The 13,532-nt window shown below is 43.9% G+C and carries 14 protein-coding genes; 6 read left to right on the top strand and 8 right to left on the bottom strand.

The features are described from left to right. Positions 1-43: 43 nt before the first annotated feature. Together ASULF_RS07020 and ASULF_RS07015 are read right to left on the bottom strand one after the other, a co-directional pair. Positions 44-535 carry a Zn-ribbon domain-containing OB-fold protein gene (locus ASULF_RS07020; protein ID WP_015591017.1) on the bottom strand — a complete coding sequence of 164 codons (492 nt, stop codon included), beginning with the start codon at positions 533-535 and terminating at the stop codon, positions 44-46. Positions 536-546: 11 nt separating this feature from the next. Continuing rightward, positions 547-1,734 carry a thiolase domain-containing protein gene (locus ASULF_RS07015; protein ID WP_015591016.1) on the bottom strand — a complete coding sequence of 396 codons (1,188 nt, stop codon included), beginning with the start codon at positions 1,732-1,734 and terminating at the stop codon, positions 547-549. Positions 1,735-1,962: 228 nt separating this feature from the next. Between ASULF_RS07015 and ASULF_RS07010 the strand changes: the two genes are divergently transcribed. Beyond that, positions 1,963-3,126, top strand: a complete 1,164-nt coding sequence (locus ASULF_RS07010) for an acyl-CoA dehydrogenase family protein (RefSeq protein ID WP_015591015.1) — start codon at positions 1,963-1,965, stop codon at positions 3,124-3,126. Positions 3,127-3,171: 45 nt separating this feature from the next. On the opposite strand, the gene ASULF_RS07005 is transcribed toward ASULF_RS07010, so the two are convergent. Further along, positions 3,172-4,191: an NAD(P)H-dependent glycerol-3-phosphate dehydrogenase gene (locus ASULF_RS07005; RefSeq protein WP_015591014.1), complete on the bottom strand. Its 1,020-nt coding sequence runs from the start codon at positions 4,189-4,191 to the stop codon at positions 3,172-3,174. Positions 4,192-4,231: 40 nt separating this feature from the next. Next, complete coding sequence (locus ASULF_RS07000; protein WP_015591013.1) at positions 4,232-5,383, bottom strand: RNA-guided endonuclease InsQ/TnpB family protein; 1,152 nt, start codon at positions 5,381-5,383, stop codon at positions 4,232-4,234. 520 nt (positions 5,384-5,903) lie between these two features. On the opposite strand from ASULF_RS07000, the gene ASULF_RS06995 reads away from it, so the two are divergent. Next, positions 5,904-6,737 carry a presenilin family intramembrane aspartyl protease PSH gene (locus ASULF_RS06995; RefSeq protein ID WP_015591011.1) on the top strand — a complete coding sequence of 278 codons (834 nt, stop codon included), beginning with the start codon at positions 5,904-5,906 and terminating at the stop codon, positions 6,735-6,737. 67 nt (positions 6,738-6,804) lie between these two features. Here ASULF_RS06995 and ASULF_RS06990 read toward each other — a convergent pair whose 3' ends face one another. Further along, positions 6,805-7,926: a SufB/SufD family protein gene (locus tag ASULF_RS06990; RefSeq protein ID WP_015591010.1), complete on the bottom strand. Its 1,122-nt coding sequence runs from the start codon at positions 7,924-7,926 to the stop codon at positions 6,805-6,807. After that, positions 7,890-8,675 carry an ABC transporter ATP-binding protein gene (locus ASULF_RS06985; RefSeq protein ID WP_015591009.1) on the bottom strand — a complete coding sequence of 262 codons (786 nt, stop codon included), beginning with the start codon at positions 8,673-8,675 and terminating at the stop codon, positions 7,890-7,892. Before ASULF_RS06985 ends, ASULF_RS06990 begins: the two co-directional genes overlap by 37 nt. A gap of 417 nt (positions 8,676-9,092) precedes the next feature. Between ASULF_RS06985 and ASULF_RS06980 the strand changes: the two genes are divergently transcribed. Beyond that, complete coding sequence (locus ASULF_RS06980) at positions 9,093-9,452, top strand: hypothetical protein (RefSeq protein WP_015591008.1); 360 nt, start codon at positions 9,093-9,095, stop codon at positions 9,450-9,452. A 31-nt stretch (positions 9,453-9,483) separates the two neighbouring features. Here the strand turns inward: ASULF_RS06980 and ASULF_RS11360 are convergent, their stop codons facing one another. Continuing rightward, the gene (locus ASULF_RS11360; RefSeq protein WP_015591007.1) at positions 9,484-10,209 is read right to left on the bottom strand and encodes a winged helix-turn-helix domain-containing protein; all 726 of its coding nucleotides are present in this window, start codon (positions 10,207-10,209) and stop codon (positions 9,484-9,486) included. A gap of 144 nt (positions 10,210-10,353) precedes the next feature. Between ASULF_RS11360 and ASULF_RS06970 the strand changes: the two genes are divergently transcribed. Together ASULF_RS06970 and ASULF_RS06965 are read left to right on the top strand one after the other, a co-directional pair. Continuing rightward, a complete protein-coding gene (locus ASULF_RS06970) occupies positions 10,354-11,448 on the top strand; it encodes an acyl-CoA dehydrogenase family protein (RefSeq protein ID WP_015591006.1) in 1,095 nt (364 codons plus the stop codon). A 22-nt stretch (positions 11,449-11,470) separates the two neighbouring features. Continuing rightward, positions 11,471-12,457 carry an LLM class flavin-dependent oxidoreductase gene (locus ASULF_RS06965; protein ID WP_015591005.1) on the top strand — a complete coding sequence of 329 codons (987 nt, stop codon included), beginning with the start codon at positions 11,471-11,473 and terminating at the stop codon, positions 12,455-12,457. On the opposite strand, the gene ASULF_RS06960 is transcribed toward ASULF_RS06965, so the two are convergent. Next, on the bottom strand, positions 12,450-12,896 hold the full coding sequence (locus ASULF_RS06960; RefSeq protein WP_015591004.1) for a hypothetical protein: 447 nt from the start codon (positions 12,894-12,896) through the stop codon (positions 12,450-12,452). The genes ASULF_RS06965 and ASULF_RS06960 overlap by 8 nt on opposite strands. A 46-nt stretch (positions 12,897-12,942) precedes the next feature. Here ASULF_RS06960 and ASULF_RS06955 point away from each other — a divergent pair, with 46 nt between their 5' ends. Next, positions 12,943-13,164: a hypothetical protein gene (locus ASULF_RS06955; RefSeq protein ID WP_048098171.1), complete on the top strand. Its 222-nt coding sequence runs from the start codon at positions 12,943-12,945 to the stop codon at positions 13,162-13,164. Positions 13,165-13,532: the final 368 nt, after the last annotated feature.

Here is a 13,532-nt window from a genome sequence, read left to right as displayed (position 1 = left end):
ACAACACCTCCTTTTTAGAACATACAAAATAAAAATAAAAAGATTATTCTACCGGCACGAGCTCATACATGTAGTAGCCTTCCTTCCTCTTTGAGACCTCCACCCTTACCTTCATGCCCGGCCTTGCTTTGGTTGGGTCTCCTTTAAGCCAGGCCGTTATTCTCGGTCCATCATCAAGCTTGGCTATTGCAACAGTGTATGGATCGTAGTTCGCGAATGACGGGGGTCTCACAAACAGCACTGTAAGCGTTTCAAGCTGTCCTTCCTTGGAGAGTTCAACCCAGTCCATCTCATCCGTCCTGCAGGATGGACAGTCCTTCTGAGGTGGGAAGAATAGCCTCCCACACTTCTTGCATTTTGTTGCAAGGAGCTTGCCCTCCTTCAGACCCTCGAAGAACGGCTTTATTTTTTCCACCGATATGATGAACTTAACCCTGAGCTCTCTCATATCGATCCACTGGAGAGCCCCGCTCTTCTCATCTGGGACTATCGGGAATCCGTACTGCTCAATATGGTTCTCCAATTTCTCATCCATTTCTCTCACCTCTACTTCTTCAACTTCTCAAGTCCGTAAATCGTTACATACGAGTAGTGTCCTGTTCCACCAACATTATGTGCCAGCCACCTGCCGTGCTTGATCTCTGCCTGTCTGCCGGGCTCTGCCTTGCTCAGCAACTGCTTGTATGCCTCGACAGCCTGACTAACGCCAGTAGCACCAATCGGGTGTCCCTTGGCTTTCAGACCACCATCAACATTAACAGGAATTCTACCTCCAATGTATGTCTGCTCATCCCTTATAAGCTGAACACCCTCTCCCCTCTTGGCAAACCTCAGGTCTTCGTAGGCTATGATTTCTGGAGCTGTAAAGCAGTCGTGAACATTTGCTCCATCGAGGTACTTGTACGGAGCATCCATGTCGATTCCAGCCCTCTTGTAGGCAAGCTCTGCAGCATACCTGGCGGACTCAAGCGATGTGAAGTCGCTCCTCCTGCTCAGGTTAGCAGTCCCGGTACCAACTCCCTGGCTGTGGATCCAGATCTTGTCCTCAACATCCTTGGCGAACTCCTCGCTCGCGAGTATGACACAGGCACTGCCATCAGTTATTGGTGAGCAGTCAAAGAGCTTGAACGGCCAGGCAACATACTTGGGCTCCATAACCTTCTCAATCGTAACCTCCTTCTGAAACTGCGCGTATGGGTTCTTCGCGCCATAGTAGTGGTTCTTAACAGCAACCCTCGCGTAATCCTCCTCAGTAGCTCCATACTTCATCATGTATGCGGTACCGTGAAGGGCATAGTATCCGGGAAATGTGAGTCCGAAGTTCTCAAATTCCCAGAAGTAGCTACCGAACCTTCCAATCAGCTCGATAACTGTCGGATTTGGAGACTCCTGCATCTTCTCAATTCCAAGCACGAGTACAACATCAGCTTCACCGCTCTTTATAGCCTGATAACCTACCCTTATTGCAGCATTACCGGTTGCACATGCAGCCTCAACCCTCATTGAACCTTTTGGTGCCAGGTCGGCATATTCTGCCATGAGAGCTGGAATTGCAGCCTCACTGCTCCATACGCCAGCGTTTCCAACAACAAAGAAATCGATGTCCTTCTGTTCGATATTAGCGCTATCAAGAGCTGGTTTTATTGATTCCCAGGCAAGTTCTGGTATGTTCACATCTTTTCTTGAACCAAACTTAGAATGCCCAACACCTATAACAGCCACATTTTCTGACATATGCTTCATACTTATTTTTCGTTATATAAGTCTTTCTCGTTTTACATGTTTCAGTTAAGCGATTGGGATCTAGAAAAAATTATATCTCCCGAAATTCGTAATTATTTTTAATCGTTTTGAGATTGAGAGTATATAAACTTTTCTTTTTAGGATCGGCAGAACAGGGAATATTATTTAATACAAAAGAATTTTATACTGTTATATCCAAATCGGTAGTGGTGGTTTGAAATGGTGGATTTTACTTTTACTGAGGAGCAGGAAGACATCAGAAGGGCCGCAAGGGAGTTTGCTGAGAAGGAATTTACCATAGAACTCGCTCAGGAGTGTGACAGAGAGGAGAAATATCCAAGAGAGCTGGTCAAGAAATGCGCAAAGCTCGGTTTTCATGCCGTAAGCCTGCCGGAAGAATATGGCGGTGGAGGTTACGGGCCGATAGAGCAGATGATAGTGATGGAGGAGTTCTCTGCAGTAAATCCTGGACTGGCTCTGGCTTGTTTAACTCCAATATTCGGTGTGGAGATTCTGCTGTATCATGGAAGTGAGGAGCAGAAGGAAGAGTGGATTCCGAAGCTCTGCAGTGGAGATGCTATAATGGGTATGGCCAATACTGAACCAGACTGTGGAAGCGATTCAGCAAGCATAAAAACCAGAGCAGTTCTCGATGGGGATGAGTGGGTCATAAACGGAACGAAGCAGTTCATAACAAACGGAACCGTAGCTGATTTTATTCTCGTGACGGCAAAAACGAGAGAGGTTGACTGGAAGGAAAGGCATAAGGCCATGTCATACTTCATTGTCGAAACGAACAGAGAGGGTTACAAGGCAACGAAGATAAGGGGCAAGCTCGGAATAAGGGCAAGCGACACGGCCGAGATCAGCCTCAGCAATGTAAGGGTTCCGAAGAGCAACCTCGTTGGAGAGGAGGGCAAAGGATTCTACTACATGATGGAGTTCTTCGACAGATCGAGGGTGTGGGTTGCAGCTCAGGGAGTTGGAATTGCCAAGGGGGCTTTAAAGCTTGCAGTAGAGTATGTAAAGCAGAGAAAGGCCTTTGGTGTGCCTATATCCAACTTCCAGTTCATACAGTTCAAACTCGCCGAACTGGCAACGAAGATAGAGGCTGCGAGAACCCTTACCTACAGAGCGGCAGCCGTTATGATCGAAAAAGGAAAGCCAGACCCAATGTTATCCTCGATGGCCAAGTGGTATGCCGGAGAGGTTGCAGTTGAGACATGCGACTGGGCACTGCAGTTCCATGGTGGCTATGGTTACATCGATGAGTACCCGATAAACGAGTTCTACAGAGATGCCAAGATAACAGAGATCTACGAGGGAACAAAGGAAATCGAAAAGCTGATCGTGGCAAGGAATCTGCTCACAATGAAGTTCTAATTTACTTTTTTTGTTTTTATTATCGGCTATTATCTGCTGAGACTGCTACTTTACCACCAGATCATAAAGAACTTCTGCGACCTTTTTATCCCTGTAGAGAACATCGTATATGCTCTTCAACAAGGGAAATTCTTCAATATCTGTCTTTCCCTTTTTTTCGAGATCCTTCATGAGTCTGTATGCCTTCTCCGCAGTTTGGTATCCTTCTACAACACCAACACCTCTTCTCTGCAACTCATCAAAAGCCTCCCTCACATTCAAGCCCCTGCCAAGCATCTCCCCAAGCATACCGTTTCTGCCACCTCTGAATGTCGCGATCAGATCTCCAAATCCGGATAGTCCGAATACCGTATCTCTGTTTCCTCCCGTAAGCTCAAGCAGTTTAGCTATCTCGTTTATTGCCCTTGTTGTAATAACCCCCTTGGCATTGCTCATCTCAACCCCGTAAAGCTTCTCATGCCCTCTGACCCATGCTATGGCTATCGAGTAAACATTTTTGAGTGCTGAGGTTATTTCAGTGCCCCATATATCTCTGGAGACCTCAATACTGTAGTATTCCGTCTCAAAAGCATCCTTTACTTTCTCCGCTGCATCTCCAACACTGCTGAAAACGACCTTCGTGGGCATTCTTTTCGCAACCTCTCTCGCAATCGATGGGCCTGTTATTGCCACAGTGCGATTTTTGATATCCTTAACGGTCCAAATGGCTTCGGGGACTGTTAGAATCTTTCCATCGATCTCAATCAATCCTTTTGCTATTGTTACCAAGATTTCGTTTTCGATATGGTCGGCTATTTTCCTGAAAATGGGCAAAACGCCATCCGTGCTTACGGCGAGGAGTATTATGTCCGCATCTCTGACGGCCTTCTCGATATCCTCTGGATAGAAGATCTTGACACCTTCAAGCCTGACATCGATTCTCGGATGCTTTTCCCCTCTCTCAACCTTTTTCAGGATTTCAACATCGTATTCCGTTCCCCATAGCCTTACATTATTCCCGCTATCTGTTAACGGCACGGTTAGAGCCGATCCCATTGCACCCGCACCGAGGATGGTAACATTCATAGCATGATTAATCCTTAAAATACTTTAATGTTTCTGGTGGTCAACTACCCCTCCATGATGACGGAAGGGGCTTGTAGGTGGTCTCGCAAAGACGGTCATCAGCCCCTACATTAGGCTGGTTGACGGCAGCCCAACCTCCCCGAGCCAGCTCGGAGAGGTTCAGGGAGGCGACATAATCCGCGTTGTGCTGGAAGCCGCAGCTAACACACTGGAAGAGAGCCTGAGACTTCCTGTTCCTCTTATCAATTGTCCCACACCTTGGACATCTTTGAGAGGAGTACTTTGGCTCGACATAAACAACAGGAACTCCTCTCTCCAGACACTTGTACTCTATCATCTCCTGAAGTCTTCTAAATGCCCAATTGTGGAAGGTAGCCCTATACTCTTTCCTGACGTTACACCTGTCTCTTATGCCATTCAGCTTCTCTAATACCACGTAATCTCCCTCGCTGAGTGTGTCGACGAATGCTCTGCTAATCTGGTGCAGTATGGTGTTTACCCACCTGCGCTCCCTACCAGAAAGCTGTTTGAGCTTCCTCTTGGCAGAGGAAGTGCCTTTTTTCTGGAGGGAGCTTCTAAGCTTTCTAAAATGTCGCCTCCTACTTTCTACGGGTTTACCATTCACCTTAAACCCATTTGAAGCAGCAACAAGGTTATTCACGCCAATATCAACACCTACAGGGTTGCTTCCAGAGGGCTCCGGAGCTTCAACCAATACTGTAATGTGCAGGTAGAAGTGCCTGTCATCTCTTCTGCAAACGAGCTTAGCATCTCTAACCGGGTTCTTAAGTAGCTCTTTCTGGTACTCCCCAATAGCAAGTCCTGGCCTGACTCTACCGTAGACTGTGCTGATGGACGCTCTGAACTCGCCGTTTCTGAGCAAGGTAAAGAGCCTTTTGTCCAGATCCATAGAGAGGGCAGTGAACTTGTGTCTCTTCTTCCTGTTGTTTTTGTAGGATTTGGCGACTCTATCTCTCGCCCTCACCGCAAGATTCGCTGGTAGGTTGAACTTCTCTCTCGTTTCATAATAAGTAAGGTGGTGTAACGCGACTGGGTTGAAGCACCTTTGATTCCATGCAACCTCGCTTATGTAGTTGCAGGCAGATCTAAAAGCCTTAACAGTATCCATGAGTTTGTTAAATTCCTCCTCAGTGGTTTCGAGCTTGCACACAACAGTTTTGGTGTGCTCCACCAATATTCATATATGCATTTAACCTTAAAAAGGTTTTGGAGCCCGCTTTCCTCCCCATCCTATCGAGACTGTCCAGCAATTCAAATTTGTGAGAAAAAGGAGGTCGCTCAGGTCTGCAATTTAAAAATAAACGGGATGAATTATTATTCTCAGTAATTGTCGGACAGCCTCTATCGGATGGAGTCTCCAGCGGGCAAGTTAGATGAAGACATGGATTTTGCTGAAATTCGTGAAAGATCTGAACTTCACCTCATGACTCTCGCTGATTTTTGAAAGAGTTGACTGAGTTTCAGTAGGCTCAACCCAATCCAAATAAAAATAAAAATTATGTCTTATGCCTCTATAATCGCCGGTTCCATTGCTGATTTGCTATCAACATTCGAAACCTCCAACGCCCTCTTTATCAATCCTTCGAACACGGTCATTCTATCACCATGATTTGATTGAAAAGGAAAAAATATAAAGCCTCAGAGTGGTTTGAAAGTGAACGAAATGAATATCCGTTGAGAAGGGTGATAGGTTGAAAATAAGGTATGTCCTGATTCTAATCTATGTTCTATCAGCTATACTGGCGATTCTATTGACTCCCAACTACGAGGATGCCGGGATGAAAGCCTTTGAGAATCCTGAGGATGTTATGAACTCCATTTACTACTTTGGCATGATTCTGCTGTTTACGGCCTTTATCCTCCTGGTCGTGAAGTACAGAAAGGATCTGATCCAGTTTTTGCTCTATGGTCTAATGCTGATCTCGATATTCTATGTTATGTATCCATTTCTGGGTGTTTTATCCATTATACCGTCGATGGTATTGCTTGCAGTACTCATAAAAAAGCCAAGCTGGATTGTTATAGATCTCACAGCATTGCTGCTCTCTGTTGGAGTTACAACGATATTCGGAATCAGTCTATCCCCTCAACCGGCACTGGTTTTGCTGACTGTTCTTGCAGTCTATGACTTCATCTCCGTTTACAAGACCGGACACATGGTTTCGCTTGCGGATTCTCTCACAGACATGAAGCTGCCCATGCTCTTTGTCATCCCATTCTCGAGATCTTACAGGCTTGAGAATCTTGAGAACTCAAAGAACAGGGCTGTTTTCATGGGTGTGGGGGATGTGGTGATCCCGAATATTCTGGTTGTTTCCCTTCAGGTTTTCGATAACGCCCCTCAGTTATTCTTTATTAAGCTATCCGCCCTGTTCTCGTTGATCGGTGGAGTTTTTGGGCTCGTATTGCTCATATATGTACTTGAAAAGAAAGAAGGTGCACATCCAGGACTGCCATTTTTGAATTTTGGAGCTATCGCCGGCTACCTTATTTATGTTTTGATGAGTACTGGGGGAGTCGTCTGAGTTCAGGTTTGGTTTTCTATACTTTTAGGTTTTTATATTAAACTTAAAAATAAAATAAAAAATCAAACTAGAAGAGGTCTCCCTCGACCATCGATACTGCCTTGTCGATCTCTCTCTTCAGAACATCCGGGATTCCCTTTATGTCCAGCTCGAGGAACCCCCTTATTATCGCTGCAGTGGCCTCATCCCTTGTCAAACCTCTCGACTGAAGGTAGAATATCTCCTCCTCAGCGATCTTTCCTATGGCAGCCTCGTGGCTGAGATCGACATTTGGATATCTCGCTTCAAGCTCTGGAATGGCATGGATCATACCCTTTTCATCGAGCATCAAACCCCTGCACTCCAGATGACCCCTGACATCCGGTGCTGAGCCCACTATATGGCCTCTCGCAATTATGTCCCCTCCCTTGCTGATCGTTCTTGAAACAATTTCTGCACTTGCTCCCTCTTCCTCAAGAATGGCTCTGCTTCCAGAATCAACAACAGAGTTCTCAAGGGCAACGATGATGCTGCTGAATATCGCCGTGCCATTCTTCTTGACATATGCTGTTGGATACATCTGAACGAGCTTAACAGGATTCATCAGCACATAGTTGCTTATGAAGACTCCATTCTCTTCAACCAGTGCAGCACTTCTCGGCCTGACCTCTATATCTGACTCCCAGCTGTGGATCATCGTGAAAGTCAGCTTTGCGTTCTTTTTCACGAAAAACTCTGATATCCCTATGTGCATGCCTGAGGTTACTCCCGGATGAGAGGTGCAGCCAGATATTATGTTCAGCTCTGAACCCTCTTCAGCTATGATTATGTTGTGAACCTTCTGCCTGGATCCTGCCTTTCTCAAATACAGGCAGGCTTCAACCGGAATCTCAACCTTTTTACCCGGCAAGGATCTTATGAAGTATCCATTGACATCTTCTGAGTCTGCCTCTTTCGTGAAAACATCCTGCTCTCTTTTAATCAGCTTCCAGAAGTAATCCTCGACCCACTCGTACTTCTCCATCGCATCCCTTATGCTCATGATCTCAACGCTTTCTGTGAATGATGCGGCGTTAAAGGTATCCTGATCAACCTGAACGAATGTGGCTGATCTCTTCTCTGGATTAAGCTCGATTCCAACAGTTTCAAGCTTCTTCTTGATCTCGGGTTCATCTAATTTGAATTCAGATTCGGAAACTCTCTCAGACATTTGTTAATACACCCCTCATAACCGTTTTTACTAACCTCTCTCAAAATATCGTATGGATTGCCAACGCAGGCTACTCTTCCCTTGTAGAGTATAACTCCATAATCCGCGTCCACATAATCGAGTATTTTTCCCGTGTGGGTTATCAAAAGCCCGGACTTCTTTCTTTCGTCTTCCTTTTTGTCCCTCTCGAGCAACTCTCTGATCGTCTTTCCGATGAGATCGATGTTCTCAAGATCAACACCGCTGTCAGGCTCGTCGAGCATTAGGAAGTCCCTGTTCATCAGGATTAGCTGTAAAAGCTCGGATCGTTTAACCTCACCGCCAGAAAAACCATAATTTATGCTTCTTTCCAGAAACTCGTCCATTTTCAGCATCTCGGCGTATCTGTATATGTCTTCCTCGCTTCTCCCGCCTATTCTCGCACAGTGCCTCAGCACATCGATTAGCTTCACACCACTTACCTTTGGCGGAGTCTGGAAGGCTATACCCATTCCCAGTTTTACTCTCTCGTCAGCTGTCATCGATGTTATATCCTGTCCTTTGAAGATTATTCTGCCAGATGTGATCTTGTAAACCGGATTTCCGACTATCGCCGAAAGCAACGATGATTTGCCACTGCCATTTGGTCCGAAAAGAGCGAAAGTTTCACCTTCCTGAATGTAAAGGTTGACATTTTGCAGAACTGTCTTGCTATCAACCTTCAATCCAAGATTGACGATCCTTAAAATTTCTTTCTTTTTTGTATTCATCCTGAATGACTTGCTTTTGTAAAATTAAAAACCTTTCGGAATTGATAAATCAGATGAATTTCCGATTTTTGGGTTTCAGCAGTGTTATTAGAGGATAGAGGACTCTGATAGTTTTGGAGAAAGCAATGCGTTGAAATGGTCGATTGTTAAAGCCATTCATTTAGTAATGCTAAAAATAACAAAAAGATTGTATGCAGGAATACACAGAACCAGAATTTTCGAATAATAGCTGGAAAAATGAAGAGATGTATCAGATAAAATAACCAGTCTGGGAATCCATTGAAAGGGAGGGCCCTGAGTTTGGGGTGGTTATGGCTTGTTCAGGGAGTCTAGTTGCATTAATTGGTGAAGATTATAATGTATCAAAAGCTTATGCGCAATTCGATAATATAAAGCGAATCTCTTATCCGGTAAATTATGGGCAAGAAAAAATACAAAGCCCTGCTGGAGGATGAAAATGTACGTAGATGGTATGTAAATGTTTCAAGAGGGGCTGAAGTTACTGCTGATGTTAATTTAAAAAGACTCAGTAACTTCTGCGAGAGAGTTGGACTCAATCCGAAGGATTTGCTAAAAATGGATGATAAAGCTCTCAAAAACCTGATTTTAGATTATATAACAGATATGGAATTGAAGGGTTATGCAGGGAGCTACATCTATTTAACCATCAAGGCCATAGAATCGTGGCTTAGCTTCAACAACAGAGAGTTAAGAGCCCATTTATTCTCTGTACAACTGGCTGTTTCTCCCATCAAATTTAAGTTCATTATCACCTAAAATGCCTTTTAGTAATTAGCCTTTAAGTCTTTTATACGCTGTAGAGCACATTAACCAGCCTTTCCAGAAACACTCTCCCCTGCTCGGTGATGATGTATTCTCCTCCTTTTTTATGCTGAACAACCAATCCTGCATCCACGAGCTTTTTTATGTGGAATCTCAAATTACCTCCATCCAGTCCGGTGATGTTAGAAAGCTGGCTAAAACGCTTTGGACATTTAAAAAGCTCCAGGAGTATTTTTATCCTAATTTCGTTGGATAATGGCTCAATTCTTCGCATAATTTCGTTGGCATCGATTTTTTCGTATTCTATGCCTGTCTGGAATGACGCGCGTATTGTGTTTTTGAACAATTTCAGCACTTGGTGTTGCTTTTTCAACAACTTCAGAACTTCTGAAAAACAGCAGGAACACTTCTCATAAGGTGCTCTATTTTCGAGTTGGGACACCATTCCTTTTTTCTCCTCATACAACGCTTCAAGCTCCTTCAAGTCCATCCCGTCCCTGAGAGCCTCATCCAAGAACTTGCTGAAGTTTGTCATACATACTTCAAATCGACTGCATCCTTTTTGCAGCCTCTCACTGAGCAATTCTTTGTTCTGAGCAGAGATTATAGAAATCAATATCTCTCCCAGTTTAGCCTCCAAGTAATTCTCAAAGATTTTGAGAAAGTCGCCGGTAATGAGTCTTCTTAGCTTTTCAATTTCTCGCTTAATTTCAAGTATCTCCTTCCTTAATTCAATTTCAGTATTGTTCATAGTAATACGGATAACCATCTTTTCTGAATTCTTTATTTACTTTTTGCTCTATTTCAGGATAAAGAGTTACTGGAGTAACTAAAAGTTAACGAATTTCTAAGAATCAATATATACGATTACCGCAAAAATCATAGAGGTGGAAACATGGCCGAGTTTGAAGAGGCAGCCAAAGAAGTTGTGGAGTTCGTAAAAACTAAAGCGGTAGAGATCGACAGGAATAATGAGATGGACAAATCTGTTCTTGAAGAACTCTTTGGAAAGAAATTGATGGGAGTTATTGCTCCTCAACGATATGGGGGACTTGGAATGGGTTATGTTGAGGCAAGCAGACTTGTTGAAGAACTTGCAAAGGTTTCTGCTGCAGTTGCTCACAGCGTATTTGTTCACAACATAGCTGCGGATGCAATTCTGAAATTTGGGAGCGAGGAGCAGAAGCGCAAATACCTTAAATCGCTCACATCCCGAAAGCTGGGTGCAGTGGCAATAACTGAACCTTCTGGCGGAAGTGATGTGGCAAATGCCATAAAGCTCAGAGCCGAGAAAAAAGGAGATAAATACATTATGAATGGTACCAAAATGTTCATTACAAATTCCACGCATGCTGATATCTTCATAGTTGTCGCCAGAACGGGAGAGGGTAGGAGGGGTTTGACAGCATTAATAGTGGAGAAGAATGATGGAATAGAGGTTATAAAACTGAATCCGAGTGGTATGAGGGGAAGTGGGCTTGGCACAGTCAGATTCAAGGACGTTGAGGTGCCTGAAGAAAATGTTCTGCTGGAAGAGGGAAAGGGATTGAGGGTTGCTTTGGGCATACTCGCACCTGGCAGGATACCCTTCGCTGCCATGGGTCTCGGGATTGCTGAAGGCTGTTTCGAGCATGTTTTGAATTATGTGAAGAAGAGAGGGGCTTTCGGGCAGAAAATTTTGAATTTTCAGGCCGTTCAATTCATGCTTGCTGAAGTTGCTGCAGATATTGAGGCTACAAAGATACTCATCTATCATGCTGCTGAATTGGCAAAAGAGAATGACGTTACAGTTTTAGCTGCTATGACAAAACTCAAGTCTGCTGAACTGGCAAAGAAAGTGGCAGATGTTGCGGTCGAACTTCATGGTGGTTATGGAATTTTATCAAACACACTCGTGGACAGGGCATACAGGGATGCAAAAACTTTGGATATAGCCGAAGGGACTTCAGAGATGATGAAATTGATAATATCAAGAGCTTTGTTATCCTAAAATGTTGGCTGGAGGTATAAGTATGGTGAAAATTGGTATCTATCTCCCTGTTTATGGAGGTTGGCTGCCAAGCAGAGAATCTGCAAAAGCCGTAGCAGATGGAAGTTATTTCGATAGAGAGGAGGAAGAGAGACCATCTTATAGTTACGTGAAAGAAGTTGCACTTAAAGCCGAGAAAATCGGGGTAGATTCAGTATGGATACCGGACCACATGCTGAATCCGATTAAAGGTGGGCATGCTCCGGCACTTGAAGCCTGGACAGTTGCTGTTGCTATTGCTGAGGCCACAGAGAAGGTAATCATTGCCCACACCACTCTCTGCGAGGCTTTTCGTCCTCCAGCAGTTCTTGCCAAGATGGCTGCAACTCTCGATGATGTGAGCAACCACAGATTCTGGCTCAGCATTGGAGCTGGATGGTACAAAAGAGAGTATGAGGCTTACGGTCTTCCATTCTACGAGCACGATGAAAGAGTAAGAAGGGCTGGAGAAGCGATTGAGATAATCAGAAGGCTATGGAGAGAGAATGGTATTACCTTCAAAGGGAAATATTATCAGATCATAAATGGGGTTCTTGAACCAAAACCGAAAAAAATCCCGCTATGGTATGCTGGAGTTTCAGAAGCTTCCCGTAACCTTGTGGCTGAAAAAGCTGATGGCTGGCTGATGCGTGGCTGTAGTGTTGAGGAGGCAAGAAAAAACATAGAAGACATGAAGAAGAGGTTAAAGAAAGCTGGAAGAGATGAGGAAGAAATGGAATTCGCCATTCCAGCCTTAACCTTCATCAGAGATACAGATGAGGAGGCTTTGAATCACATGGAGAAACTTACAGGAGGGAGGAGAAATGTACTTGACAGAACCCTCGATACCGGGCTTGTCGGCTCACCAGAAACTGTTGCTGAGAAAATAAGAAAGTTTGAAGAAGCTGGGATTGACCATATACTCCTTCAGTTAACTCCCACTTTGAAAGAAGTGGATAACGTGCAAAGAGTTCTTGAATTCCTTAGATGATACAATATTGGTCCCGTTTCATCATACGTGGAATTAATCTCAACCGTATAACCTTTCCCAACCAGCCTACAAATAAACAACTCATACCTATCTTTTTAGCATACCTTCTCAGCAACAGATTGAGTAAATTCTTTGCTCCTTTTGCACTCCACGACATCCATTTGTTCTTCATTCTCTTGCTTATTTCACCCACAAGCCCCTCCATCCAGTTGTTGTGCCATGGAATGCTTACTCCTTCGAGCTTTTTGTAGGCAAACAAGAGAATGTTTCTGAAGAACCTAACAACTCTCCAGTAGCCATTTGAATCCATCTCTTTGACGAATCCATCTATTTCTTTCTCTGTCTCTTTTACTTTTTCCTTGAGATCTCCATTCAGGGAATTCTTAAACCTTAGCAGATTTTCCTTTACCCTGTTAACGTACTTATTTCTAACGCACAATTCAACTTCGTGCTGCTACAGCTTGTAATTGACTTTCTCTCCATACATGGATGAGATTTGTCTGCCTCTCCTCAAAGCAGCTCAGATCCTTATCAGCATCTCCAACAATCACTGCATTGATCCCATATTCTCCCTTTATTTCTTCATCACGTTTCTTGCTATGAGGGTTTACTTCTCCATTCTGAAGAGGCTGAGAGAGGAGGACTTGACAAGCAGGATATCTGTGAATGAAGTTTTGTTTGAATTCTCCAAGGTTATGTTATGCTGATTAAAGAGAGGAGTGGGAGAGAGTACTTTGCGAAGATGCCAAAGAGGGCCAAACGAATACTCTCATTACTTCCCGAGATACCTATGGGTTAAAAATTGCAGAGTTACGGTGTGTTAATCAGAATCCCAATGGGAGTTTCCATAACCAAGTAACCAGTAACCATTAGTAGAATGGAGATAACAAGCAAGACCTCAGGATATTCGTAAATCTTATTGCGTAATCCCATGGAACTATTTAATGAATTATTATTATGTTATAGATTTTATGACGTCTTAAAAGTATTTAATGCTCGATTGTATTTTTAGTGTGTCCACCTTTTTTACCCGTATTAATCCCCTCATTACCATCTTAGAACATAGTGATGTTTT

This window comes from Archaeoglobus sulfaticallidus PM70-1 (assembly GCF_000385565.1).
GTDB lineage: Archaea > Halobacteriota > Archaeoglobi > Archaeoglobales > Archaeoglobaceae > Archaeoglobus_A > Archaeoglobus_A sulfaticallidus.
Note: the sequence above shows the minus strand (reverse complement) of the source record. Positions and strands in the feature narration are given on the sequence as shown.